22 protein-coding genes and 1 other RNA gene are annotated in these 24036 nt (G+C 65.5%); 12 read left to right on the forward strand and 11 right to left on the reverse strand.

Annotated features, from left to right (window positions below; translation table 11 throughout):
* Nucleotides 1–304: 304 nt before the first annotated feature.
* The 7 genes from GV832_RS09710 to GV832_RS09740 all read right to left on the reverse strand — a co-directional run bounded on the left by GV832_RS09710 (nt 305) and on the right by GV832_RS09740 (nt 5393).
* Nucleotides 305–568, reverse strand: coding sequence for a ribbon-helix-helix domain-containing protein (locus GV832_RS09710; RefSeq protein WP_168774662.1), 264 nt, complete (start codon nt 566–568; stop codon nt 305–307).
* Between the two features lie 105 nt (nt 569–673).
* Entirely contained in the window at nt 674–856 is a 183-nt protein-coding gene (locus GV832_RS09715) for a DUF4169 family protein (RefSeq protein ID WP_168774663.1), read from the reverse strand.
* Nucleotides 853–2244, reverse strand: coding sequence for a class II fumarate hydratase (fumC, locus tag GV832_RS09720; RefSeq protein WP_168774664.1), 1392 nt, complete (start codon nt 2242–2244; stop codon nt 853–855). The genes GV832_RS09715 and fumC overlap by 4 nt, the downstream gene beginning before the upstream one ends.
* Before the next feature lie 270 nt (nt 2245–2514).
* Nucleotides 2515–3063 (reverse strand): class I SAM-dependent methyltransferase, encoded by a 549-nt coding sequence (locus tag GV832_RS09725; RefSeq protein WP_168774665.1) that lies wholly within the window; start codon nt 3061–3063, stop codon nt 2515–2517.
* Nucleotide 3064: 1 nt separating this feature from the next.
* A complete protein-coding gene (locus GV832_RS09730; RefSeq protein WP_168774666.1) occupies nt 3065–3517 on the reverse strand; it encodes an SspB family protein in 453 nt (150 codons plus the stop codon).
* A gap of 223 nt (nt 3518–3740) precedes the next feature.
* Nucleotides 3741–4098: a transfer-messenger RNA gene (gene ssrA, locus GV832_RS09735) on the reverse strand.
* A gap of 239 nt (nt 4099–4337) precedes the next feature.
* Nucleotides 4338–5393 carry an ABC transporter substrate-binding protein gene (locus tag GV832_RS09740; RefSeq protein ID WP_168774667.1) on the reverse strand — a complete coding sequence of 352 codons (1056 nt, stop codon included), beginning with the start codon at nt 5391–5393 and terminating at the stop codon, nt 4338–4340.
* 443 nt (nt 5394–5836) lie between these two features.
* On the opposite strand from GV832_RS09740, the gene GV832_RS09745 reads away from it, so the two are divergent.
* The 5 genes from GV832_RS09745 (at nt 5837) to GV832_RS09765 (ending at nt 11543) form a co-directional block, all read left to right on the forward strand.
* Nucleotides 5837–7054: an aminotransferase class V-fold PLP-dependent enzyme gene (locus GV832_RS09745; protein ID WP_168774809.1), complete on the forward strand. Its 1218-nt coding sequence runs from the start codon at nt 5837–5839 to the stop codon at nt 7052–7054.
* A 322-nt stretch (nt 7055–7376) separates the two neighbouring features.
* A complete protein-coding gene (locus GV832_RS09750; RefSeq protein WP_168774810.1) occupies nt 7377–8786 on the forward strand; it encodes a cryptochrome/photolyase family protein in 1410 nt (469 codons plus the stop codon).
* Between the two features lie 66 nt (nt 8787–8852).
* Nucleotides 8853–10064, forward strand: a complete 1212-nt coding sequence (locus tag GV832_RS09755; protein WP_168774668.1) for an SAM-dependent methyltransferase — start codon at nt 8853–8855, stop codon at nt 10062–10064.
* Nucleotides 10064–10507, forward strand: a complete 444-nt coding sequence (locus GV832_RS09760; RefSeq protein WP_168774669.1) for a TrgA family protein — start codon at nt 10064–10066, stop codon at nt 10505–10507. The genes GV832_RS09755 and GV832_RS09760 overlap by 1 nt, the downstream gene beginning before the upstream one ends.
* Nucleotide 10508: 1 nt before the next feature.
* The gene (locus GV832_RS09765; RefSeq protein WP_227754339.1) at nt 10509–11543 is read left to right on the forward strand and encodes an NUDIX domain-containing protein; all 1035 of its coding nucleotides are present in this window, start codon (nt 10509–10511) and stop codon (nt 11541–11543) included.
* A 267-nt stretch (nt 11544–11810) separates the two neighbouring features.
* Here GV832_RS09765 and GV832_RS09770 read toward each other — a convergent pair whose 3' ends face one another.
* The 4 genes from GV832_RS09770 to GV832_RS09785 all read right to left on the reverse strand — a co-directional run bounded on the left by GV832_RS09770 (nt 11811) and on the right by GV832_RS09785 (nt 15475).
* Nucleotides 11811–12980, reverse strand: coding sequence for a Gfo/Idh/MocA family protein (locus tag GV832_RS09770; RefSeq protein ID WP_168774671.1), 1170 nt, complete (start codon nt 12978–12980; stop codon nt 11811–11813).
* 151 nt (nt 12981–13131) lie between these two features.
* A complete protein-coding gene (locus GV832_RS09775; RefSeq protein WP_168774672.1) occupies nt 13132–14187 on the reverse strand; it encodes a sugar phosphate isomerase/epimerase family protein in 1056 nt (351 codons plus the stop codon).
* A 10-nt stretch (nt 14188–14197) separates the two neighbouring features.
* Entirely contained in the window at nt 14198–15244 is a 1047-nt protein-coding gene (locus tag GV832_RS09780; RefSeq protein ID WP_168774673.1) for a LacI family transcriptional regulator, read from the reverse strand.
* Between the two features lie 69 nt (nt 15245–15313).
* Nucleotides 15314–15475 carry a hypothetical protein gene (locus GV832_RS09785; RefSeq protein WP_168774674.1) on the reverse strand — a complete coding sequence of 54 codons (162 nt, stop codon included), beginning with the start codon at nt 15473–15475 and terminating at the stop codon, nt 15314–15316.
* 115 nt (nt 15476–15590) lie between these two features.
* Here GV832_RS09785 and GV832_RS09790 point away from each other — a divergent pair, with 115 nt between their 5' ends.
* From GV832_RS09790 to GV832_RS09820, 7 genes are all read left to right on the forward strand, one after another.
* A complete protein-coding gene (locus tag GV832_RS09790; RefSeq protein ID WP_168774675.1) occupies nt 15591–16817 on the forward strand; it encodes an ABC transporter substrate-binding protein in 1227 nt (408 codons plus the stop codon).
* Between the two features lie 75 nt (nt 16818–16892).
* On the forward strand, nt 16893–17786 hold the full coding sequence (locus GV832_RS09795; protein WP_168774676.1) for a carbohydrate ABC transporter permease: 894 nt from the start codon (nt 16893–16895) through the stop codon (nt 17784–17786).
* Nucleotides 17779–18669 carry a carbohydrate ABC transporter permease gene (locus GV832_RS09800; RefSeq protein WP_354001944.1) on the forward strand — a complete coding sequence of 297 codons (891 nt, stop codon included), beginning with the start codon at nt 17779–17781 and terminating at the stop codon, nt 18667–18669. The genes GV832_RS09795 and GV832_RS09800 overlap by 8 nt, the downstream gene beginning before the upstream one ends.
* A 4-nt stretch (nt 18670–18673) precedes the next feature.
* The gene (locus tag GV832_RS09805) at nt 18674–19753 is read left to right on the forward strand and encodes an ABC transporter ATP-binding protein (protein ID WP_168774677.1); all 1080 of its coding nucleotides are present in this window, start codon (nt 18674–18676) and stop codon (nt 19751–19753) included.
* A 2-nt stretch (nt 19754–19755) separates the two neighbouring features.
* On the forward strand, nt 19756–22125 hold the full coding sequence (locus GV832_RS09810; protein ID WP_168774678.1) for a beta-mannosidase: 2370 nt from the start codon (nt 19756–19758) through the stop codon (nt 22123–22125).
* A complete protein-coding gene (locus GV832_RS09815; protein ID WP_168774679.1) occupies nt 22125–22874 on the forward strand; it encodes a sugar phosphate isomerase/epimerase family protein in 750 nt (249 codons plus the stop codon). Before GV832_RS09810 ends, GV832_RS09815 begins: the two co-directional genes overlap by 1 nt.
* 2 nt (nt 22875–22876) lie before the next feature.
* The gene (locus GV832_RS09820; RefSeq protein ID WP_168774680.1) at nt 22877–24007 is read left to right on the forward strand and encodes a Gfo/Idh/MocA family protein; all 1131 of its coding nucleotides are present in this window, start codon (nt 22877–22879) and stop codon (nt 24005–24007) included.
* The last annotated feature ends 29 nt before the right edge of the window (nt 24008–24036 follow it).

A 24036-nucleotide genomic window follows, 5' to 3' on the forward strand; every position in this document is an offset into this window, starting at 1 on the left:
GAAATCAAGGACTTGCCGGGCAACTCTCCGGTCTTGCGACCGATCCGACCACCTGCCGTTTCGACGCCGTTCAAGGCGCCCGAGCGGGCTGGCAGAGAATTTCTCCGCAGGCAGGCCTGCGTGGATGAACCCTAGCGGGAAAAAAGCGCGAATGACAATGGGTGATTTGCGACAGGGGCCGGGATGGAAACAATCGGGGGCGGGCCGACTGCGACCTTGGCCCTGCCGACTGCACCCCGGGCGCGCAGGTTCCCCGCCGGTGCCCTGCCGACTGCGGGGGCGTTCTGCCGACTGCGGGGGCCGCTCAGCCCGGGTCGCGCCCAAGGGCCGCAAGCCGGTCCTGCAGGTGACGCAGCACGCTCAGCCGGATCGCGGTCGCCAGCCCCTGGTCGCTCCCCGCCCGCTGGGCATCGACCTCGGCCGCAAGCGCGTTGATCGCCAGGCCCCGGTCGCGCGCCATCTGGAGGAAGGCCTGCCAGAAGGCGGGCTCGAGCGAGACGGAAGTCCGGTGGCCATGCAGCGTCAGGCTGTGCTTCTGAGGGCGTCCGGTGGGCGTCTTTCGGTCCATGCCTTTGTCCGGGGAGAGTTGCGCCATGGGCCTGTCCTGCCATGCGACGGCTGGCTTGCCAAGCCCGTCTTGGGGCGCAGGTCTCAGGGGCCCGGTCTAGGGGCTTCAGGTCTCGTCGCGCTTCTTGCCGTCGAGTTCGGCCCTGGCGCGGGCGAGATCCGCCTCTTCACGCGCCTTCTGCCCCTTGGTGCGGCCGAATTTCACCGCGTTTTCATCGGCCTTGGCCTTGGAGGCGGCCCGGGCCGCCTCCTTGCGTCTTTGTCTGAGGTTGATGACCTCTCCGGTCACTTGGGGCCGACCATGTCCTCGGGCCGCACGATGCGGTCGAAGGTCTCGCCATCGACGAAGCCAAGCGCGATGGCCTCTTCGCGGAGCGTCGTGCCGTTCTTGTGCGCGGTCTTGGCGACCTTGGTGGCATTGTCGTAGCCGATGGTGGGGGCGAGCGCGGTGACCAGCATCAGGCTCTCCTTCATCAGCTTTTCGATACGGGGAATGTTCGCTTGCGTCCCCACGACCATGTTGTCGGTGAAGGAGCTTGCCGCATCGCCCAGAAGCTGGATCGATTGCAGGACATTGTAGGACATCATCGGGTTGTAGACATTCAACTCGAAATGACCCTGGGAGCCCGCAAAGCCCACCGCCGCGTCATTGCCCATGACATGGGCGCAGACCATGGTCAGGGCCTCGGCCTGGGTCGGGTTGACCTTGCCGGGCATGATGGAACTGCCGGGCTCGTTTTCCGGCAGGATCAGCTCACCCAGGCCGGAACGGGGGCCGGAGCCCAGAAGCCGCAGGTCATTGGCGATCTTGAACAGGGCCGCCGCCACGGTCTTGAGCGCGCCCGAGAACATGACCATGGCGTCATGGGCGGCGAGCGCCTCGAACTTGTTCGGAGCCGTCACGAAGGGCAGGCCGGTGATCTCGGCAATCGCCGCCGCAACGCGGGCATCGAAGCCGAGCTTGGTGTTCAGCCCCGTGCCCACCGCCGTGCCACCCTGGGCCAGCTCGTAGATATCGGGCAGGCACATCTTGACCCGCGCGATCCCCTTGTCGACCTGGGTCGCATAGCCCGAGAACTCCTGCCCCAGCGTCAGGGGCGTCGCGTCCTGCGTATGGGTCCGGCCGATCTTGATGATGTCCTTGAATTCATGGGACTTCGCCCAGAGCGCCTTGGAGAGCTTCTCGAGCCCCGGGATCAGCACATCCCGCGTATGGGTCCCGATGGCCACATGCATGGCGGTGGGGAAGGTGTCGTTCGAGGATTGCCCCATGTTCACATGGTCATTCGGGTGGACGGGCTTCTTCGAGCCCATCACCCCGCCCAGCATCTCGATGGCGCGGTTCGAGATCACCTCGTTGGCGTTCATGTTGGATTGCGTGCCCGACCCCGTCTGCCAGACCACCAGCGGGAAGTTGTCATCGAAGCGGCCCGCGATGACTTCACTGGCCGCTGCCACGATGGCATCGCCGAGCGTCTTGTCCAGGTCGCCCTGCGCCATGTTGACCTGCGCACAGGCCTTCTTGATCACGCCAAGCGCGCGGATGATCGGGACCGGCTGACGCTCCCAGCCGATCGGGAAATTGATGATCGAGCGCTGCGTCTGCGCCCCCCAGTATTTGTCGGACGGAACCTCCAGCGGGCCAAAGCTGTCGGTCTCGGTGCGCGTCGCGGTCATGGTGCAGGCTCCCCTATGGATGACCGCCTTCTACCGCCGCAGCGCGGAAATTTCAATCGGCATACTGTCGCATACCGTAGCCGAAGGGGGGCCTTCCGCCCCCCTTTCACCCCCCGAGGATATTTGAGCCAAATTGAAAGACAAGGCGCGGTCTCGCCTTCAACTTGGCGAAAAGATCCCTGCCGGAGGCACCGCGCCTGAAAGGCGCCCGAGCCGGTTGGGGCGTAAGCCCCAGAGGCGAGAAAAAGGCTTGCGGCGCAGCCGCTCCGCTTACTTGCGACGGAAGGTATGGACGCGGGCCGGGGGCAGGTTCAGCGCCACGTAACCGGTCTGGGTCCAGGTCAGGTTCAAAGCCTCGATATCGGAATCGGTCAGGGCCGGGCGCGGGCCGTAGGTGAATTGGACATAGATCCCGTCGGGCCTCAGGATTTTGAAGGCCGCGGCCACGATCTCGCGGCGCAAGGCCTCGGGCATGGACAGGAGCGGCAGGCCTGATATGACCGCGCCGACATCGCGCTCGTTTGCGACCGAGGTCTGGGCAGGCGCGTGATGCACGCTCACGCCAGGAAACTTCGCGCGCAGATGGGTCACGAAATCCGGGTTCATCTCGTAAAGCGCCAAGTCCTCGGGCGCCACGCCCGCATTCAGGATGCCCTTGGTCAAGCGCCCGGTGCCCGGTCCGAACTCCACCACGCGGCCCGTCCGGGGGCCAAGGTCCCGCGCCATGGCCTTGGCCAGAAAGCGCGACGAGGGCGCGATTGCGGAAATTTCGATGGGTTTGGAAACGAGTTGGCGAAAGAACAGCAGGGTCTCGGACATGTCAGCTCTTTCGGAAACGGTCTAGTCGCACCACCTGGGCATCTTGCGGAGGCGTCGGATCGGGTTCGGGATCGTCGTCTTCTTCCTCGTCGTCATCCTCGGCATGGGATTCGAAGCGCAGGCCGAATTCCACCGAAGGATCGACGAAGGTCCGCATCGCGTCGAAGGGGATGGCCATGCGCACCGGCGTGTCGCCGAAATTCAGCGTGATGGCAAAGCCCTCGGCATTGACCTGAAGGTCGTCGAACCAGTGCTGCAAGACGATGGTCATCTCGCCCGGATAGCGCGAGCGCAGCCAGTCGGGCAGGTCGACGCCCTCGGCATTGGTGTCGAAGGTGATGTAGAAATGATGCGATCCCGGCAGGCCATCGCGGGCCACGCCTTCCAGAACGGTCTGGATCAGGCCACGCATGGCCTGGTGCATCAAGTTCCCGTAGTCGATCGACTTTGCCATGGGCTCCCCCGGTCCTTCTGCCCCAACATAGGCGATAGCGCCGGGAAGGGAAGCCCGGATCGGCGGAGATTTGCGCTTGCGGCGGCGCATGCTGCGGTTGCGAGAGGGGCGGTGGAGGCTGCGTCTTGCAGGCGCATGGCGGGGGGCGGACGTGCCGGAGTCTGCGGCCGGGGCTCCGCAGAGCTGCGTTTTGCCGAAGCCTTGGGGCGCGCGGGGGTGGAGAGGTGCCGGATTCTGTTGCCAGGCTCCGGCGGGCCCCGCCTTAAGCGGCTAAGCCTAAGGACTTAGGTTCGGCGACTCGAGCTGCTTACGCAGCCAGAGCCATTGCCGGAGCACGGTTGTCATTGGCAACTGTACATTTGGACCGATAACGGTGGTACCTCACCGAGCGAAAGCTGGCCTCTTTGAACGTCCGTCGATCCTGTTTCGACCCCATTGCCCGCCAATGAACGGGAGTTTGGTGGAGTCGCCGGGTACCGCCCCCGGGTCCGAGCCGTCTATTACAGGTGCGTTTATCGCCATAGTCCGGGTTGCCCCGGGCAAGGGAAGATATAGGCCCGGGGCGGGCGGGGTGCAAGGGCTGCTCTGACCGGCCCGGGGCGGGGCCCTGCCGATTGGACCCGCGCGCCTTCGGCCTGCCCCTGGCTCCGCCGACTGAGGGTTCAGGGCGCGTGGCCGCCCGGGCCTGGGCCCCAGTCGGCGGGTCTGCGGGTCGGGGGCTGGCGCGCGGGGGCAGTCGGCAGGGCCCCCGGGGCAGGGGTGGCCACGAAAAAGGCCCCGGGCGCATCGCCCGGGGCCTCTCCTCGTCATGTCCAGGCGATCAGAAGCCCGACTTGATCTGTTCGAACTCCTTGACCATCCGGTCGCGCAGGCTCGGGTCGATCGGGGTCTGGGTCAGATAGGTGCCGGGCAGCGGATCGGCATAGCCCGCCGCCAGCTCCTCGGGGGCAATGGTCGCCATGCCCGCGGTCTGGGTCGTGGCATAGCCCACCAGCGTCAGAAGCGCCTTGGCGGTCTGGTCGTCGAGCCAGCCGTTCAGGAAGTCATAGGCCTTGTCTTCCTTGCCCGGCCCGTCCTTCAGGTTCACGAAACCGCAGAAGAACTTCGACGCGCCCTCTTTCGGCTGGCGGTTGAAGCCCACGGTGAAGCCTTCGGACTGCAGGATCGCCACGGCGTCATTCCACGACCAGGCGATCTGCACCTCGCCGCTGGCCATCAGCTGCGAAAGCTGCGAGGGGTCGGACCAATAGGCCACCACGTTCGGATGGACCGTGCGCAGCCAGTCGGCCGCCGCCTTGAACTGTTCGTCCGACACCGCGGACCAGTCCGAAACGCCGGTGGCCAGAAGCGCCAGGGCCCAGACGTCATCGGCATTGTCGGGCAGCGAGATGCGGCCCTGGTACTTGGGATCGGCGAAGATCTGCAGCGAGGCCACGTCTTCGGCCGGCACATCGGCCGTGTTATAGGCCACGGCCGTATAGGCGTAATCGGTGGGCATGTACCACAGGCCCGCGTCATCCTTGAAGATCGGCGAATTCAGGAAGGACGGGTCGATCTTGTCGTAATTGGTGATCTTCGACGTGTCCCAGGGCTCGATCAATCCCGCGTCGCGGTATTTCTGCACCATCTGGGCGCAGGGATGCGCCACATCGACCTTGAAGCCCGAGGTCAGCTTCTGGAAGGCCTCGTCGTCATCGGCGAAGATCGAGAAGGTGGGGCTGTCGCCATGCTTGTCGACATAGGTCTGGAACAGGGACGGGTCCTCGAAGCTGGACCAGTCGAAGACCGTCAGCTCGCCATCGGCGGCCAGGGCGCTGGACGCCACCAGGCTCAAGGCCAGGGCCGTTCCGGAAGTCAGGGTGAAGAGGCGCGACATGTATTCTCCTTCTGTCAGTCGTTCTGGACCCTTTGAACGGGCCTTCGGATTTGTCGCCCAAGGCCGGGGCCAGGGCGGTTGCGCAAAGGGCAAAACGAATGGCAGCACGGGGCCGGATGGGCAATGCGGTGAAGATTGCGTCTCGTTTGGCGTTTCGCAAGGGACCTTTTCCGTGAAGTGCAGGATCGGCGACGTTTTTTCAGGCAAAACCCCTGCACCCGCCGCGAAAGGCGGCGCGGGGGGCGCGCGGCGGGACGGCATGCCCGCGATCCATGGGCTGCGCCTGACTGCTTGCGGGGCGCCGGCGGGGCGGCTAGCCTTGGCCGCGATGCCCTCTGCTTCGGGGCTCTTCCGCAAGGCGCAGCCTCGCGGATCGGCGGGAAGACCCGCCCCCCCATCCGGGCGCTACGCCCTTTCCCATGGAGTGATCCTTGACCCTGGATATGTCCTTCGTCCGCAGCCAGTTCCCGGCCTTCTCGAGCCCCCTGATGGGCGGCCATGCCTTTTTCGAGAATGCGGGCGGCTCTTTCCCCTGCAAGCCCGTCGTGGACCGGCTGCACCGCTTCTACACCGACCGCAAGGTCCAGCCCTATGCGCCCTATGCCGGGGCGCAGGAGGGCGGCGCCGAGATGGACGAGGCCCGCGCCCGGCTCTCGGCGCTGATGGGATGCGCCTATGAGGAGCTGAGCTTCGGCCCCTCGACCACGGCCAATACCTATACTTTGGCCAATGCCGTGCGGATCTGGCTGCGCGACCAGGGGGCGGCCATCGTGGTGACGAACCAGGACCACGAGGCCAATTCGGGGCCCTGGCGGCGGCTGGAGGCCGAAGGCATCGAGGTCCGCGAGTGGAAGATCGACCCGGCCACCGGGCACCTGGACCTGGAGCGTCTGCGGCCCCTCCTCGCCGATGGCAAGGTCAAGCTTTTGGCCTTTCCGCATTGCTCCAACGTCGTGGCCGAGATCAACCCGGTCGCCGAGATCTGCGCCCTGGCCCGTGAGCACGGGGTGCGGACCGTCGTGGACGGGGTGAGCTATGCGCCCCATGGATTGCCGGATTTCCCGGGCCTCGGGGCGGATGTCTACTTGTTCTCGGCCTACAAGACCTATGGGCCGCACCAGGGGATCATGATGATCCGCGCCGATTTCGGGGCGGAACTGCCAGCGCAGGGGCATTATTTCAACGCGGGCAGCCTCTACAAGCGCTTCACCCCGGCGGGTCCGGATCATGCGCAGATCGCGGCCTCGGCGGGGATGGCGGATTATATCGACGCGCTCTGGGCCCATCACGGCGGCGGAGAGGCCGCGCCGGTGGAGCGCAACCGCTTCGTTCATGACCTGATGCGGGCCCAGGAAGTGGCGGTGATCCAGCCGCTTCTGGATTACCTCGGCACCCGCAACGATGTGCGGCTTCTGGGGCCGAAGGCGGCCGGAGCGCGGGCGCCCACCGTGGCCGTGGCGCTGGACCGTGCGGCGGAACCCGTCTCGGTGGCGCTCGGCGCCGAGGGCATCGCCTGCTGGGCCGGGGATTTCTACGCCGTGCGGCCCCTGCAGGCCATGGGCATCGACCTGGACAAGGGGGTCCTGCGCATGTCGGCCACCCATTACACCAGCGCGGAGGATGTTTCGCGGTTGATCGGGGCCCTGGACAGGTTGCTCTGAAAGGGCCGGGTCCCGGCCTGCGGGCTGGCGCCCTTGTCCATGGACCCGGGGGGTGCGGGGGGGGTTCGCCCCCCGCACCCCCCGCAATCGGGGGACTGCCGTCCCCCGAGCCCCCAGCCCAAAGGGCAGCACGCTCCCCTTTGGAAACCCCGTGGATATTTGGGGACCAATGAAAGGGGGGCCGCCGCAGCGGGGCGGAGCAGGGGTGATGCGCTGCGGGCGCGGAATGTCTTGAGCTGCGGCGTCGAGGGGCTTGGCGGCTCCTGGGGGGCGGTTTATCGCTCCGCCGACTGATCCGGGGCAGGGGGGCTGACGTATACCCATAATGACGAACGCGCCGCTTCTGCTTTGGTTTCGCCGTGACCTGCGGGTCACTGATCTGCCCATGCTCTCCGAGGCCCTTGCCACGGGACGGCCTGTGATGCCGGTCTTCATCCTGGATCCCGAGACCGAATCCATCGGCGCCGCTGCCCTTTGGCGGCTGGGGCTGGGGGTGGAGGCCTTTGCCGCGACGCTGGAGCGGATGGGGAGCCGCCTGATCCTGCGGCGGGGGCCCGCGCTGGACGTGCTGGAGCGGCTGATCGCCGAGACCGGGGCGGCGGGGGTCTTCTGGAGCCGGTCCTACGACCCCGCGACCCGGCCAAGGGACGAGGCGGTCAAGGCGGGTCTGAAGGCGCGCGGGCTTCTGGCGCAGTCCTTCCCGGGCTTCCTGCTGCATGAACCCTGGGAGATCGAGACCGGGCAGGGCGGCTTCTTCAAGGTCTATACGCCCTTCTGGCGTGTCGCCTCCAAGCGGCCTGTCCCCCCGAGCCTGGCTGCTCCGGCGTTTCTGCCGGAGCCTCCTGCCTGGCCCCAAAGCGACCGGCTTCAGGATTGGAACCTCGGCGCCCGGATGCGTCGGGGGGCTGCCGTCATGGCGCCGCATCAGCGGGTCGGAGAGGCCAAGGCCCTGGCCCGGCTGGAGGAGTTCATCGGCCAAAGGATCGGCGCCTATGGCGAGGCGCGCGACATGATGGCGGAGGATGCGACCTCTGGCCTGTCCGAGAACCTGACCTATGGCGAGATTTCCCCCCGCAGGATCTGGCATGCGGGCTACCGTGCCTTGGAGGAAGGCCAGGCGGGGGCCGAGCAATTCCTGAAAGAGCTCGTCTGGCGCGAATTCGCCTGGGCGCTTCTGCACCACACGCCCCATATTGCCCAGTCCAACTGGAAGCCCGATTGGGACGGCTTTCCTTGGGGCATGGAGAGCGACAAGGCCGAAGCCTGGCGGCGCGGCATGACCGGCGAGCCCGTGATCGACGCCGCCATGCGCCAGCTTTACGTCACGGGCAAGATGCACAACCGGGCGCGGATGCTGGTGGGGTCTTACCTCACCAAGCACCTGATGACCCATTGGAAGATCGGGCTCGACTGGTTCGCCGACACGCTGACCGACTGGGACCCGGCCGCCAATGCCATGGGCTGGCAATGGGTTGCGGGATCGGGCCCCGATGCCGCGCCCTATTTCCGCATCTTCAACCCCGCGACCCAGGCCGAGAAATTCGACCCCGCCAAGACCTATCGCCGCCGCTGGCTGGCCGAGTTCTCCCGCGACCCGCTCGCGCTCTCCTACTTCGACGCCGTGCCGAAATCCTGGGCACTCGACCCCGCAAGGCCCTATCCGCGCCCCATCGTCAGCCTCGAGGCCGGGCGCGCACTTGCCCTTGCGTCCTATGCGCAACGAAAGGCTTGAGTGCGACCGCCTCTTTCGCCAAACCTGTATCAAGCGGCCCAAGCATAAGGGCCGCATGGGAGTGACATGACCATCCTGACTTCGACCAAGGGGCAAAAGAACCTGCCCCGCTATTTCGGCCCCGCCTTCGCCACGATCCAGCGGCTGGAGCGCGGAAGGCTGGATTTCCGCCTGCCCGATGGCCGCACCTTCCGCGCCGAGGGCAAGAAGCCCGGGCCCGCCGCCCTGGTCGATGTGGTCAACCCGGAAATCTTCGCCCGCATGATCCGCGAGGGCGACCTGGGCTTTTGCGAGGCCTACCTGGATGGCTGGTGGACGACGCCGGACCTCTTGACCTTCCTCGACCTGATGCAAGAGGGCAACGAGGCGGTCTATGACGGCTTTCCCGGCATGGGACTGGTGCGCGCGTTGGAGCGTTTCCGCTTCTGGCTACAATCGAACTCCAAGGGCCAGGCGAAGAAGAATATCTCCTATCACTACGACCTGGGAAATGACTTCTACGGGCTGTGGCTGGATGAGAGCATGACCTATTCCAGCGCCCTGTATCACACGGGCCAGGAGAGCCTGGAGAAGGCGCAAGAGCAGAAATATGCCTCGATGGTTGATCTGATGGGGGCGAAACCCGGCGATCACGTGCTGGAGATCGGCTGCGGCTGGGGGGGCTTTGCCGAATATGCGGCGCTGCATCGCGGGCTTCAGGTCACCTGCCTGACGATCAGCGAAGAGCAGCACAAATACGCGGTCGAGCGCATGGCCCGCCTTGGCCTCTCGGACAAGGTGACGATCAAGCTGCAGGATTATCGCGACGAAACAGGGGTTTACGACGGCATCGCCAGCATCGAGATGTTCGAGGCCGTGGGCGAGAAATACTGGCCCACCTATTTCGACACGGTCTTGAACCGGCTTCGCCCCGGGGCGCGGGCGACCTTGCAGATCATCACCATCGCCGATCACCGCTGGGAGACCTATCGCTCCACGGTCGATTTCATCCAGAAATACATCTTCCCCGGCGGCATGCTGCCCTCTCCATCCGTCCTGCGGCGCGAGGTGGAGAAGGCGGGGCTCAAGGTCCTGGGCTCCATCGAATTCGGGAAAAGCTACAGCCAGACCCTGCGGCGCTGGCACGAGAGTTTCAACGCCCGCTGGCACGAGGTCCAGGCCCTGGGCTTCGACGACCGCTTCCGCCGGATGTGGAATTTCTACCTTTGCTCTTGCGCGGGGTCTTTCGAGGGTGGCAATTGTGATGTGACGCAGATCACGATCGCAAGGCCCGCCTGATGCCGACTTTCGCCAAGCTCACCGCCGCTGTTCTCTTTGCCTTCGTCGGCTGGTGGGCGGCCGTGACCTATAATGCGCATCTGCCCGACAATGTCAGCTTGCCGAAGCTGCCCTATTCGATGGCGGCGCTCGGGGCGGCGCTGGGCTGGTGGTCGCTGGGGCCGTCCTCGGGCAAGGGCTATCGCGACACGATTGCCTATGGCTTGCGGACCTCGGTGCTGATCGGCTTCCTCGCCATGTTTGGCGTGGCCTTCCTTCTGATGCTGCGGAAATCGACCAACCAGATGTACCGCGCCGATCCTTTCGCGGCGGTGCTGGATGTGCCCGACCTGATGTATCAATACGGGCGCTACATGCTGAACCAGGATGTGCTGATGGTCCTGGCGGCAGGCGGGATCATCGGGGGGATCCTCGTGGAATATGCCGCGCGGAACTGGAAATAGCATGATCCTGGCTGGACTTGCGGCCGAGCCCGCGCTGTGGCGCCTGGCGGCCCCGGGGGCAGAGGGACGAAGTCTCGAGGTCGAGGGGCTGCGGCTTGTCACCTCCTCGCGCGGGCCCTGGCCCGTGGCGGTGCCCGGGCCTGGCCAGGTTCAGGCCCTGGCGCTCGACCCCGGCGCGGAGGCCCCGGCGCTGGAGCATCTCTTGACCGGCCTGGGCTTCCGGCGCGCGGGAGAGGTCTGGATTGGCACGGGCGAGGCCCCCGCCCAGCCCCTCGCGCCCGGGGTGCTGGAGGTGGTCCTGGCCACGGCCGAAGATATCCTCTCCCTGCAGGGCAGGGCGGAAGCGACAGAAATCGCCAAGCGCCTCGGGCCGATGCTGGTCCGCGCCGCCTCGCGTCTGAGGGCCGAGGCGGGGGCGGCTCCGGCCCGCCTGCGCCTGGCCGATGGCCGGGTGACCCGGGCCGACTGGCGCCTGCCTTACGCGCATTTCTTCTCGATGGAAGAACACGACATCGCCTGGCAGCGCTTTGACGGGACGATGAGCGGCACGGTGACGCGGGCGGCCTTCGTCTCGGGCGATGCGGTGACGGTGCTGCCCTATGACCCGATCCGCGACCGGGTCCTGGTGATCGAGCAGTTCCGCGCCGGCCCCCTGGTGCGCGGCGACCGGCGGCTCTGGCAGATCGAGGCCATCGCGGGCCGCGTCGATCCTTTCGAGACGCCGGAAGAGGCCGCGCGGCGCGAGGCGGTCGAAGAGGCGGGGCTGACGCTGTCTGACCTGCGCTTCGTGGCGCGCTACTATCCCTCTCCGGGGGCAGTGAGCGAGTATATCTATACCTATGTCGCGCTGACCGACCTGCCCGATGGCGCGGCCGGGGTCTTTGGCCTTGAGGAAGAGGCCGAGGATATCCGCGGCCATCTTCTGGGCTTCGACGCCTTCATGGAACTGGTGGCGAGCGGCGAGATCGACAATGCCCCGCTGCTTCTGACCGCGCTGTGGCTGCAACGCGAACGCTTGCGGCTGCGGGGATCCTGAGGAGCGCCTGCGGCGCAAGATGATATCTCGCCTCTGGGGCTGACGCCCCAACCGGCTCGGGCGTGCCTCCGGTGGGGATATTTGGGTAAAGGTGAAAGAGAGTATCTGAGTCAGTCTCTGAATGCGGCCCGTCGCCCTATCGGTGCAAGGCGGCCGCCTTTCGTCTTTCACATTTGCCCAAATATCCCGGGGGAGGTCTGGAGGGGCCCCGTGGGTCCCTCCTGGCAGGGGAGCGCGAGGGGGCGGCAGCCCTCTCGCATGCACCGCTCACAAAGCGAGCTTCGTCCAGGCGCCGTTCCGCTTGGAGGACCGCACGCAGGCATCGACGAAGGCCACGCCTTCCAGCCCCTCTTTCAGCCCGGGGAAGGTGACCGCCGCATCCAGGGCGGAGCCGTCGCGGCGCGCGATGATGGCGCGGGCGGCCTCGGCATAGATATTGGCGAAACCTTCCAGGTAGCCCTCCGGATGGCCCGAGGGGATGCGGGTGACCCGCCCCGCCGCCTCGCCCGAACCCGGGCCGCCGCGAGTCAGCCGATACTTCGGAGCGCCGAGGGGAGAGACCCAGAGGTAGTTCGGGTTCTCCTGCTCCCATTCGATGCCCGCCTTGGTGCCATAGATCCGCAGCCGCAGCCCGTTCTCCTGGCCGGAGGCCACCTGGGAGCACCAGAGCATCCCCCGCGCGCCACCCTCATAGCGCATCAGCACATGGCCATTGTCATCGACGCGCCGCCCGGGGACAAAGGCCTGCAGATCGGCGGCGAGGCTTTCCAAGGTCAATCCGCTCACGAAATTCGCCAGGTTGAAGGCATGGGTCCCGATGTCGCCGGTCGAGCCGCCCGCGCCGGAGCGCGCCGGATCGGTGCGCCAATCGGCCTGCTTCTGGCCCGAGTTCTCCAAGGGCTCGGCCAGCCAGTCCTGGATGTATTCCACGTTCACCAGCCGGATATCCCCCAAGGCGCCGCTGGCCACCAGCTCCTTGGCCTGGCGGATCATCGGATAGCCGGTGTAGTTGTGGGTCAGCGCAAAGACCACGCCCGAGGCCTCCGCCGCCTTGGCCAGGCGCTTGGCCTCGGGCAGGGTGGCGGTCAGGGGCTTGTCGCAGATGACATGGATGCCGCGCTTCAGGAACTCCAGCGCCACCGGGGCATGCATGTGGTTGGGCGTCACGATGGCGACCGCCTCGATCCCGTCCTTGCGCCGCGCCTCGCGGGCCGCCATCTCGGCGAAGGACCCATAGGACCGCGCCACCCCAAGATCGGCCGCCGAAGCCGCCGATTTCTCGGGATCGGAGGAAAACGCCCCCGCGACCAGCTCATACTGGTCATCGAGCCGCGCCGCGATCCGGTGCACCGCCCCGATAAAGGCGCCACGACCGCCGCCCACCATCCCCAACCGAATGCGCGGAGCCCGCGCCACATGTGCCGCCGTAATGGCCATGATCTACCCTTTCATTGGTCCCAAAATATCCACGGAGGAGGTCCGGAGGAGGGGCGTGCCCCTCCTCCGGGCGGGGGTGCGGGGGCGGCAGCCCCCGCTTCCTCCCGTCGGTTTCAAAGGCACTTCATGCCTCTGAAACCGACGGGACCCCTCAGCTCAGCCCCAACATCTTCCGGTTCGCCGCCCGGTCCGTGCCTGCATCGGCGAAGTCGTCAAAGGCCTTCTCGGTCACCCGGATGATATGCGCCTTGACGAAATCCGCCCCCTCGCGGGCGCCATCCTCGGGATGCTTCAGGCAGCATTCCCATTCCACGACCGCCCAACCCGAAAAGTCATACTGCGTCAGCTTCGAGAAGATCCCCGCGAAATCCACCTGGCCATCGCCCAGGGACCGGAAGCGCCCCGCGCGGTTGACCCAGGACTGGAAGCCGCCATAGACCCCCTGCCGCCCGGTCGGGTTCAGCTCGGCATCCTTGACGTGGAACATCTTGATCCGCTCGTGGTAGATGTCGATATGGTCAAGGTAATCAAGATGTTGCAGGACATAGTGCGAGGGGTCATAGAGCATGTTGCAGCGCTTGTGACCCTTCACCCGCTCCAGGAACATCTCGAAGCTGATCCCGTCGTGCAGGTCCTCGCCCGGGTGGATCTCGAAACACAGGTCCACGCCGCAGTCCTCGGCATGGTCGAAGATCGGCAGCCAGCGCCGGGCCAGTTCGTCGAAAGCCTCTTCGACCAGGCCCGCCGGGCGCTGCGGCCAGGGATAGAGATAGGGCCAGGCCAGGGCGCCGGAAAAACTCGCCTGCGCCGTCAGGCCGAGGTTCTTCGAGGCGCTCAGCGCCTTTTTCACCTGGTCCACGGCCCAGGCCTGGCGCGCCGCCGGGTTCCCCCGCACGGCAGGCGCGGCAAAGCCGTCAAAGGCCGTGTCATAGGCGGGATGGACCGCCACCAACTGCCCCTGGAGATGGGTCGAAAGCTCGGTCACCTCGATGCCACTGGCCGCCGCGATTCCCTTGAACTCGTCGCAGTATCCCTTTGAGGTTGCGGCCTTTTCCAGGTCGAAAAGCCGCCCGTCCCAAGAGGGCACCTGCACGCCCTGGTAACCGCAATCGGCCGCCCACTTGGTGATCGACTCCCAGCTGTTGAACGGCGCCGCGTCGCCTGCGAATTGCGCCAGGAACAGCGCCGGTCCCTTGATCGTCTTCATGTCGTCCTCCTCATGCCTCGGGACGCAGGAACCCTGCCGGCGTCTCCAATCCCTGGCTCTCTTCCGGCGCCCGCCGTTCGATCGCCGCCATCACCGCCCGGGCCAGGAAGGACCCGGCCCGCGTCACATCTTCGGGCATCACCAGGATCTCGCGCCGGAAGCGATGGAGAAAGCGGAAAGCCTCCTTCGCCGCCAGGTCGTAGTCCCGTCCGATCTCGCGCCCGGCGATCTCGCCGGCCGAGACAGTTGCCATGGCCGAGGTCGTCGAGCCGCAGACGACGCCGTCGATCCGGGGCTCGCGCTTCAGCCGCGCGGCCAGGGCCGCCTCGATCTGGGCGGCCGGGCTGTCCGATGTCACTTCATCCGTCACTTCGAAGACCACGCCGCGCGCCGCCGCCTCTTCGGCAAAGCCCGTGATCATGTGGCCCGCATAGCAATGGCTGCGGGGCGGGGGCACCAGGAGCAGCCGCTTGCGCCCGCGCGAAAAGAGCTCGGCCGCAGCCAGCCGCCCGAAAGCCTCGTTGTCGAAGTCGAAATAGGGGTGTTCCAGCCCCATGTCGGTGCGACCATGGGTGGCAAAGGGGAACTGGTGCTCGGCCAGGTAGCGCACGCGCGGATCATCGGGCTTGGTCTGGTTCAGGATCACGCCATCGGCCGACCCGGTCTCGACCACGTAGCGAATCGGGTCCATCGGGTCCTGGTCGGCGAAGAAGGGCATGACCACCAGGTGATAGGCCGTGCCGCGCAGCTCGTTGGCGATGGAATAGAGAAGCCGCGAGGTGTGGTTCATCACATCGGCCTCGGGCGAGAGCACGAGCGCGATCACATTGGTCTTGCCGGTCCGAAGGCGCACGCCCGCACGGTTGGGCCGATAGCCCAGCCGCGCCGCCGCCGCGCGCACCCGCTTTTTCGTCTCTTCGCCGATGTCGGGCGCATCCTTCAGCGCGCGGCTGACGGTGGCCACGGCCAGGCCGGTCTCGGCGGCGATGGTCTTCAGCGTCGGGCGCTCCGAATCAGTCAGGGGCAGCGAAGGTGGCAGGGCAGGGGCGCTTGCCATGGTCAAAGCCCCCTGATTCGCGGAACGGACCCGCCCTGGCCCCGCGTCCCGAGGCTCGGGGCCCCGCGGTCAGCCATGCTGCGCCGCCCATGCTGCACCGCGGCGGCGGCTGCCAAAGCCATTGCCGTCCAAGGCGTCGAGCCCATTGTTGCAGCGCAGAATGTCGCTTTGTCTTGCATGGTTGCGGGCGGGTTCCGGAAGAGAGACCGGCCAGTCTGACCGGATGATCAAGCCTTGATGAAGGCCCCGAAAAACTCTGGCTGCAAGCGAAAAGATTGTTTGACGCAAAAATCTAAATCGTTTTAGGATCAGCCTATAACGATTTAGAAACTGGGGAGGAGACCCAATGAAGACTTTCAAAATCGCCGCTCTCTTGGCCACCGTGGCCTTGCCGGGCGCCGCTTTCGCCACCGAGCTCGAAGTCACCCACTGGTGGACCTCGGGCGGTGAATCCGCCGCCGTGGCCGAACTGGCCAAGGCCTTCGACGCGAGCGGAGACAAGTGGGTCGACGGCGCCATCGCTGGCGGCGGCGACACCGCCCGCCCCGTGATGATCTCGCGCATCACCGGCGGCGACCCGATGGGCGCCACCCAGTTCAACCATGGTCAGCAGGCGCTGGAACTGGTGCAGGCTGGCCTGATGCTCGACCTGACCGACGTGGCCGAAGCCAACAACTGGAAGGGCGTCATCAATCCGCCGAGCCTGCTGGACAGCTGCACCGTGGACGGCAAGGTCTATTGCGCGCCGCTGAACATCCACTCGCCCGAGTGGCTGTGGCTGAACAACAAGGTCTATACCGACCTGGGCCTCGCCGTTCCGACCAACTGGAACGAGTTCGTCGCCACCGCTCCGCAGGTCGAAGCCGCTGGCAAGATCCCGCTGGCTCTGGGCCGTCAGCCCTGGCAGTCGAACCTGGCTTTCGGCGCCCTGACCATCGGCGTCGGCGGTCTGGACCTCTGGAAGTCGATCAACATCGACAAGAACATGGATGCGGCCGCTGGCCCGGACATGCTCAAGGTCTTCCAGGCTGCCGCTGATGCGCGCAAGCTGGCGGCCAAGTCGACCGTCCAGGACTGGAACCAGGCCACCAACATGGTGATCACCGGCGAAGCCGCTGGCCAGATCATGGGTGACTGGGCTCAGGGCGAGTTCCAGGTCGCTGGCAAGGTCGCCGGCACCGACTACACCTGCCTGCCGGGCATGGGCCTGAACGCCTATATCTCGACCGGTGGTGACGCCTTCTACTTCCCGAAACTGGCCGATCCCGAGAAGGAAGCCGCGCAGAAGCGTCTGGCCGCCCTCCTCGTCTCGCCGGAAGTGCAAGTGGCCTTCAACCTGAAGAAGGGCTCCTTGCCGATCCGTGGCGACATCGACATGTCGACCGCCAACGACTGCATGAAGAAGGGTCTGGAAATCCTGGCCGGTGGCAACATCGTCCCCGCTGGTGACCAGGTCTGGTCGCCGGACGTGCAGACCCAGCTGGGCGACATGCAGGGCCAGTTCTGGTCCACCGACATGTCCCCGGAAGACGCCCAGGCCCGCTATGTCGAGATCCTGAAGTCCGGTCTCTGATCCCTGCCTGAAGCGAGGGGCCGCCCTGACACCGGGGCGGCCCCTTTGCCACACATAAACGACAAAGGGGGGGATATGTCAGGACAAGCCAAACCGGTGCGCCTGTTGCGCAACCTGAATGCCAAGATCGCCGCCGTTCCGATGATCCTGACCACGCTGGTGGTCTTCGTTGGCGGCACCATCTGGACGGTGGTCTATTCGTTCACGGATTCCAAGCTTCTGCCGCGTCTGCGCTGGGTCGGGCTCGATCAATACGAGCGGCTCTGGTCGACCGACCTGTGGAACATGGCGATCAACAACCTCCTGTTCTTCGGCGTGATGTCGATGACCTTCACCATCTCGATCGGCTTCCTTCTGGCCGTGCTGATGGATCAGAAGATCCGCTTCGAGGACACGTTCCGCACCATCATGCTTTACCCCTTTGCCCTCTCGTTCATCGTGACGGGCCTGGTCTGGCAATGGATCCTCGACCCCGGCATGGGCCTGCAAGAGGTCGTGCGCCGCATGGGGTGGGAGACTTTCTCCTTCGACCCGCTGCATGACGCCGACACCGTGCTTTACGGCCTGCTCATTGCCGGGCTCTGGCAGGGCACGGGCTTCACCATGTGCCTGATGCTGGCCGGTCTGCGCGGCATCGATGACGACATCTGGAAGGCCGCCCGCGTCGACGGCATCCCGCGCTGGAAGACCTACCTTTTCGTCGTCGTCCCGATGATGCGCCCGGTCTTCATCACGACCCTGGTGCTCGTCGCCGCCGGCATCATCAAGCTTTATGACCTGGTCGTCGCCCAAACCAACGGCAACCCGGGCAACGCGAGCCAGATGCCCGCCATGTATGTCTACCGCTACATGTTCACGGCGCAGAACCTGGGCCAGGGCTTCGCGGCCTCGACCATGATGCTGCTTTCGGTCCTGATCGTCCTGATCCCCTGGGCCTATCTCGAATTCGGAGGCAAGAAGCGTGGCTGACCTGTCAAACCCGCGTGGCACGCGCCCGAAGAGCCGCTTCACGCTCAACAACATCGTGCTTTACGGCATCCTTGGCCTGATGAGCATCTACTACCTTCTGCCGCTTTACGTCATGGTCATGACCAGCCTCAAGGACATGGCCGAGATCCGCATGGGCAATATCTTTGCCCCGCCGGTCGAGGTGACCTTCCACCCCTGGGTCAAGGCCTGGGCCGAGGCCTGCACGGGGCTGAACTGCGACGGGCTCTCGCGCGGCTTCTGGAACTCGGTGATGATCACCGTGCCTTCGGTCATCATCTCGATCATCGTGGCAAGCGTGAACGGCTATGCCCTGGTGAACTGGAAGTTCAAGGGCAGTGAAGTCTTCTTCACCATCCTGATCTTCGGGTCCTTCATCCCCTACCAGATCATGCTTTACCCCATCGTCATCATCCTGCGTGAGCTGGGGATTTACGGCACCCTGGGCGGGTTGATCATGGTGCATACGATCTTCGGCATGCCGATCCTGACGCTGCTCTTCCGCAACTATTTCTCGAGCCTGCCGGAAGAGCTCTTCAAGGCCGCCCGCGTCGATGGTGCCGGCTTCTGGGGCATCTACTTCCAGATCATGCTGCCGATGAGCATGCCGATCTTCGTGGTCGCCCTGATCCTGCAGATCACCGGCATCTGGAACGACTTCCTGTTTGGCGTCGTCTTCACCAAGCCCGAGATCTATCCGATGACCGTGCAGCTGAACAACATCGTCAACTCGGTCCAGGGCGTGAAGGAATACAACGTCAACATGGCAGCGACCATGCTGACCGGGCTTGTTCCCCTGATCGTCTACTTCGTCTCTGGCAAACTCTTCGTCCGCGGCATCGCCGCCGGTGCCGTGAAAGGCTGAAACCATGACCCATTCCATCCAAGTCAAGGACCTGAAGCTGGACTTCGGCTCTGTCTCTGTCCTGAAGAACCTGAACCTTGATGTCGCCGAGGGGGAGTTCATCGTCCTCCTCGGGCCCTCGGGCTGCGGGAAATCGACGCTTCTGAACTGCCTCGCGGGGCTTCTGGATATCACCGACGGCGAAATCTGGATCAAGAACAAGAACGTCACCTGGGCCGAGCCTTCGGACCGTGGCATCGGCATGGTTTTCCAAAGCTATGCGCTCTATCCCCAGATGACCGTGCGCGGGAACCTCTCCTTCGGCCTGAAGAATGCCAAGGTGCCCAAGGACGAGATCGACCGCCGCATCGCGCGGGCCGCTGAAATCCTGCAAATCCAGCCCCTCCTGGACCGCAAGCCCGCAGCCCTCTCGGGCGGCCAGCGTCAGCGCGTGGCCATCGGCCGCGCCCTGGTGCGGGATGTCGATGTCTTCCTCTTCGACGAGCCGCTCTCGAACCTCGACGCGAAACTGCGCGCCGAGCTGCGGGTCGAGATCAAGCGCCTGCACTCGCGCCTGAACAACACGATGATCTACGTGACCCACGACCAGATCGAGGCCCTGACGCTGGCCGACCGCATCGCCATCATGCGTGGCGGCATCATCCAGCAACTGGCCGCCCCGCAGGAAATCTACAACCGCCCGGTGAACCTTTTTGTCGCGGGCTTCATCGGCAGCCCTGCCATGAACTTCATCAAGGGCGCGGTGGTGGACAATGGAAGGTCGATCAAGCTGGGCGAAGCCAAGCTTGACCTTGCGGGCTATGACGGCGGGCAACCGACCGACCGTCCGCAAGCCATCCTGGGCCTGCGCCCCGAGCATCTGACCATCCAGGACCATGCCGAGCCCGGCCACACGATCCCGGCCGTTGTGGAACTGGACGAGCCCATGGGGGCGGACAGCCTCGTCTGGCTCATGGTCCAGGGCCAGCAGGTCTCGGTCCGGGTGCCCTTCGAGAAGCGGCCGACCAAGGGCGCACAGGTGCATCTGAAGGTCGACATCTCCAAGGCCTCGATCTTCGACGCCACCACGGAACTGCGGGTCTGATCATGCTGAACCTTGCCGGGGATTGGGTGCTGTCGCATGACGGCCGGGACATTCCCTTTGCTCTCCCCGGCGACGGGATTGACGCCTTGCACAAGGCGGGCGTCATCCCGGACCCCTATTTCGGGCGCAACGAATATGGGTTGCGCTGGATTTCCAACTCCACCTGGGTGGCGCGGCGCAGCTTCACGGTGCCGCGGACCGACCTGGTGCTGGTGGCCTCGATGCTGGACACGCTGGTCAGCGTGGCGGTGAACGGGGTCACGGTCCTGACCTCGGACAACATGTTCCTCAGCCACCGGGTGGACCTTTCGGGCGCGCTGCGGGTCGGCGAGAACGAGATCACCCTGACCTTCGGCAACGTGGTGGAGGAAGCCGCGCGGCGCCAGGCGGCGCAGCGCTATTTCGTGCCCTTCTCGGCGAACAACACGCCGATCCACAACGGCAACATGCTGCGCAAGCCCTCTTGCGACTTCGGTTGGGATTGGAACATCGCCCTGGCGCCCTTTGGCGTCTATGGCGATCTTTACCTGGAAGAGGCGGGCCCGCGCATCGACCACCTGGTGATCTCCCAGGCCCATGAGCCGGGGAAAGCCACGGTCACCGTCGAGGCCCGCTCCGAGGAAGAGGGCGCCGAGGTCAGCTTTGCGCTCTGTGGCGTCCATGCCCGCGCCGTGGTGCGCAAGGGCGTCGCAAGGGCGGTCCTGCCGGTCGAGAACCCCGCGCTTTGGTGGCCGGCCGGGCAGGGGGCGCAGCCCTTGCATGAGCTGGTGGTGAAACTGGGCGCCCACCGCCTGACCCGCCGCATCGGGCTCCGCCAGATGGAGCTGGTGACGGAAAAGGACGCCGTGGGCCTGGGCTTCAAGTTCCGCGTCAATGGTCGTGACGTCTTCGCCAAAGGCGCCAACTGGATTCCGCAAGACGCTCTGTCGGGGCGGATCAACGCGGAGGACACGCGGGGGCTCTTGCAGTCAGCCGTCGACGCAAACATGAACATGATCCGCGTCTGGGGCGGCGGACGCTATGAGCCCACCTGGTTCTATGACCTTTGCGACGAGCTGGGGCTGATGGTCTGGCAGGACTTCATGTTCTCTTGCCATATCTATCCTGCCGATGACGCCTTCCTTTCGGGCGTGGCCGAAGAGGTCCGCCAGAACGCGCTTCGCCTTCATCACCATGCCTGCCTGGCGGTCTGGTGCGGCGACAACGAGCTCATTGGCGCGCTCACCTGGTTCCCCGAGACCCGCGCCAACCGCGATCAATACCTGGTGGGTTATGACCGCCTGAACCGCACGATCGAACAGGCGCTGAAAGCCGCCGTGCCGGGCGCGGTCTGGTGGCCTTCGTCCCCCTCGCCGGGCCCGATGGATTTCGGCGACGCCTGGCATGACGACAGCAAGGGCGACATGCATTTCTGGTCGGTCTGGCACGAGGGCCGTGACTTCGACCATTACCGGGATGTCTCACCGCGCTTCTGCTCGGAGTTCGGGTTCCAAAGCTATCCCTCGATGGCGACGATCCGCAAATTCGCCGATCCGAAGGACTGGAATATCGCCGCCCCGGTGATGGAAAGCCACCAGAAGAACGCCGGGGGCAATGCGCGGATCGCCGAGACCATGTTCCGCTATTTCCGCTTCCCGGTGGATTTCGAGAACTTCGTCTATGTCAGCCAGGTCCAGCAGGGCCTGGCGATCAAGACCGCCGTGACCCATTGGCGCTCCTTGCGCCCGCATTGCATGGGCACGCTGATCTGGCAGTTGAACGACACCTGGCCGGTCTGTTCCTGGGCGAGCCTCGACCACGGCGGCAACTGGAAGCTGTTGCATCACATGGCCAAGGACTTCTTCGCCCCGGTGTCCGTCTCGGCCGTGCCGGTGGTGGGCGGGGTCGAGCTGCGGGCGGTCAATGACACGGGTGCGCCGGTGACCCTGACCGTCGTGGCCCATGCCGTCCGCATGGATGGCCAAAGGCGCGAGCTTGCCCGCGCGACCATCGAGGTCGCGGGTCAAGCCGTGCCCGCGCTTCACGTCGCGGTCGAGGACGGGGAAATGCTGGCCTTCACCTGGGAGGGCGCGGGGGAAGCGGGCGAGGACCTCTTCGCTCCGAAGCCCTTCAAGGCCTATGACCTCTTGCCCGCGAAGCTCGCGCACAGCATCAAGAAAGCCGGGCAGGCTTTTGAAATCACTGTGGAAGCCCAGTCCCTGGCTCTTTTCGTCAGCCTCGAGGCCGACCAGCCGGGCCGCTTCTCGGACAATGCTTTCACGCTTTTCCCGGGCCAGCCCGCCCGGATCACCTTCACCCCCGATCACCTTGGGCCTGAGCCGCGCTTTACCCTGCGCGATCTTCACTCGGCCACTTACGGAAAGGACATCTGATGGTCGCCTATCAACTTTATTCCTCGCGGAACTTCCCGCCCCTGTCGGAGACCTGCCGCATGCTGGCCGAGGCCGGGATCGAGGGGACCGAGGGCTTTGGCGGGCTCTATGCCGATGAGGCCTCCCTGGCCGAGACCGCTGCCGCGATCAATGCCGCCGGCCTGACGATGAAGACCGGCCACTTCGGCCTCTCGCAGATCGAAGACACCCCGGATTGGGCGCTGAAAGTCGCCCGCACGCTCGGGATGGAGCGGCTTTACGTGCCCTATATCATGCCTGCCGATCGTCCCACGGACGGTGCGGGCTGGCGTGCCTTTGGCGCCCGGCTGGAGAAGGCCTTCGCGCCCATCCGCGCGGCGGGCTATGGCACCGGCTGGCACAACCATGACTTCGAGTTCATCGCCTGCGCCGATGGCTCGATCCCCGAAGCCGCGATCCTGGAAGGCGGGCCTTCGCTGGAGATCGAGCTGGACGTGGCCTGGGTCGTGCGCGGGGGCGCCGATCCCATCGCCTGGATCGAGCGCTATGGCTCGCGCATCACGGCGGCCCATGTGAAGGACATCGCGCCCAAGGGGGAGAACCTGGCCGAGGATGGCTGGGCCGATGTGGGCCAGGGCGTGGTCGACTGGAAGAAGCTGATGGCCGCGCTCAAGGCCGTGGGCTGCAAGAATTTCGTTCTGGAACATGACAATCCCGCCGATCACAAGCGTTTCGCGACGCGTTCGGCCGCCTATGTGAAGGGTCTCTGACCATGGAAAAACTCGGCATCGGCATCATCGGATGCGGCAATATCTCGACCTCTTACCTGCGCCTGGCGCCGCTCTTCAAAGGGCTGGAAGTGCGGGCCGTGGCGGATATTTCGATGGAGGCGGCAACCGCCCGCGCCGCCGAATTCAACACCCGCGCCCAGTCGGTCGATGACCTGCTGGCAAACCCCGACCTGGATATCGTCATCAACCTGACGATCCCGGAGGCGCATTACCCGATCACCAAGCGCATCCTCGAGGCGGGCAAGCATGCCTATTCCGAAAAGCCGCTGGTCCTGACCCTGGCCCAGGGCGTGGAGCTGCGCGACCTGGCCAAGTCCAAGGGCCTGTCGGTCGGCTGCGCGCCCGACACTTTCCTCGGCGGTGCCCATCAGCAGGCCCGCGCCATCGTGGACTCGGGCGAGATCGGCACGATCACCACGGGGAACGCGGCGATTCAAGGACATGGGCCGGAAAGCTGGCACCCTTCGCCCGACTTCTTCTACCAGCCCGGCGCCGGTCCGATCATGGACATGGGGCCCTATTACTTCGCCAACCTGATCAACCTCCTGGGGCCCGTGAAGCGCGTCGGCGCCCTGACCTCCTCGGCCGAGGCCAAGCGCCCCATCGGCTCGGGCCCCCGCCAGGGCCAGCTGATCGACGTCAACACGCCCTCGAACATCCAGGCGCTCCTGGAGTTCCATTCGGGTGCGACGATCAGCTTCTCGGCCTCCTGGGACGTCTGGCATCACAAGCGCAACCACTTCGAGCTTTATGGCACCAAGGGGACGCTCTATGTGCCCGACCCCAACTTCTTCGGCGGCACGGTCGAGGTGGCCAAGCCCGGTGGCCAGGCCGAAGTGGTCGCGCCCTGGGATCACCCTTTCCTCGTGGTGAACCAGAACCACAACGGGCGTGAGCTGGCCAATTACCGCACCGCCGGTCTGGCCGACATGGCCGTGGCGCATCTGACGGGGCGTGAGCACCGCTGCTCTCTCGACCGGACCCTGCACGGCGTCGACATCATGACCTCGATCCTGAAGTCGGGCGAGACGGGGGAATTCGTGACCCTGACCACGACCTGCACACGGCCCCAGGCCCTGGGGATCGAGGAAGCCCGCGCGCTTCTGGCCTGAAGCGGGGTCCGGGAGAAACCCGTGGCCTG

The organism is Stagnihabitans tardus (genome assembly GCF_009925085.1).
Lineage (GTDB): Bacteria > Pseudomonadota > Alphaproteobacteria > Rhodobacterales > Rhodobacteraceae > Stagnihabitans > Stagnihabitans tardus.

What these genes read in the sequence shown, in the direction of transcription:
- GV832_RS09710 (WP_168774662.1), bottom strand. Translation starts at nt 568, where the DNA reads ATGGACCGAAAGACGCCCACCGGACGCCCTCAGAAGCACAGCCTGACG.
- fumC (WP_168774664.1), bottom strand. Translation starts at nt 2,244, where the DNA reads ATGACCGCGACGCGCACCGAGACCGACAGCTTTGGCCCGCTGGAGGTT.
- GV832_RS09725 (WP_168774665.1), bottom strand. Translation starts at nt 3,063, where the DNA reads ATGTCCGAGACCCTGCTGTTCTTTCGCCAACTCGTTTCCAAACCCATC.
- GV832_RS09730 (WP_168774666.1), bottom strand. Translation starts at nt 3,517, where the DNA reads ATGGCAAAGTCGATCGACTACGGGAACTTGATGCACCAGGCCATGCGT.
- GV832_RS09740 (WP_168774667.1), bottom strand. Translation starts at nt 5,393, where the DNA reads ATGTCGCGCCTCTTCACCCTGACTTCCGGAACGGCCCTGGCCTTGAGC.
- GV832_RS09745 (WP_168774809.1), top strand. Translation starts at nt 5,837, where the DNA reads ATGTCCTTCGTCCGCAGCCAGTTCCCGGCCTTCTCGAGCCCCCTGATG.
- GV832_RS09755 (WP_168774668.1), top strand. Translation starts at nt 8,853, where the DNA reads ATGACCATCCTGACTTCGACCAAGGGGCAAAAGAACCTGCCCCGCTAT.
- GV832_RS09760 (WP_168774669.1), top strand. Translation starts at nt 10,064, where the DNA reads ATGCCGACTTTCGCCAAGCTCACCGCCGCTGTTCTCTTTGCCTTCGTC.
- GV832_RS09765 (WP_227754339.1), top strand. Translation starts at nt 10,509, where the DNA reads ATGATCCTGGCTGGACTTGCGGCCGAGCCCGCGCTGTGGCGCCTGGCG.
- GV832_RS09770 (WP_168774671.1), bottom strand. Translation starts at nt 12,980, where the DNA reads ATGGCCATTACGGCGGCACATGTGGCGCGGGCTCCGCGCATTCGGTTG.
- GV832_RS09775 (WP_168774672.1), bottom strand. Translation starts at nt 14,187, where the DNA reads ATGAAGACGATCAAGGGACCGGCGCTGTTCCTGGCGCAATTCGCAGGC.
- GV832_RS09780 (WP_168774673.1), bottom strand. Translation starts at nt 15,244, where the DNA reads ATGGCAAGCGCCCCTGCCCTGCCACCTTCGCTGCCCCTGACTGATTCG.
- GV832_RS09790 (WP_168774675.1), top strand. Translation starts at nt 15,591, where the DNA reads ATGAAGACTTTCAAAATCGCCGCTCTCTTGGCCACCGTGGCCTTGCCG.
- GV832_RS09795 (WP_168774676.1), top strand. Translation starts at nt 16,893, where the DNA reads ATGTCAGGACAAGCCAAACCGGTGCGCCTGTTGCGCAACCTGAATGCC.
- GV832_RS09805 (WP_168774677.1), top strand. Translation starts at nt 18,674, where the DNA reads ATGACCCATTCCATCCAAGTCAAGGACCTGAAGCTGGACTTCGGCTCT.
- GV832_RS09810 (WP_168774678.1), top strand. Translation starts at nt 19,756, where the DNA reads ATGCTGAACCTTGCCGGGGATTGGGTGCTGTCGCATGACGGCCGGGAC.
- GV832_RS09815 (WP_168774679.1), top strand. Translation starts at nt 22,125, where the DNA reads ATGGTCGCCTATCAACTTTATTCCTCGCGGAACTTCCCGCCCCTGTCG.
- GV832_RS09820 (WP_168774680.1), top strand. Translation starts at nt 22,877, where the DNA reads ATGGAAAAACTCGGCATCGGCATCATCGGATGCGGCAATATCTCGACC.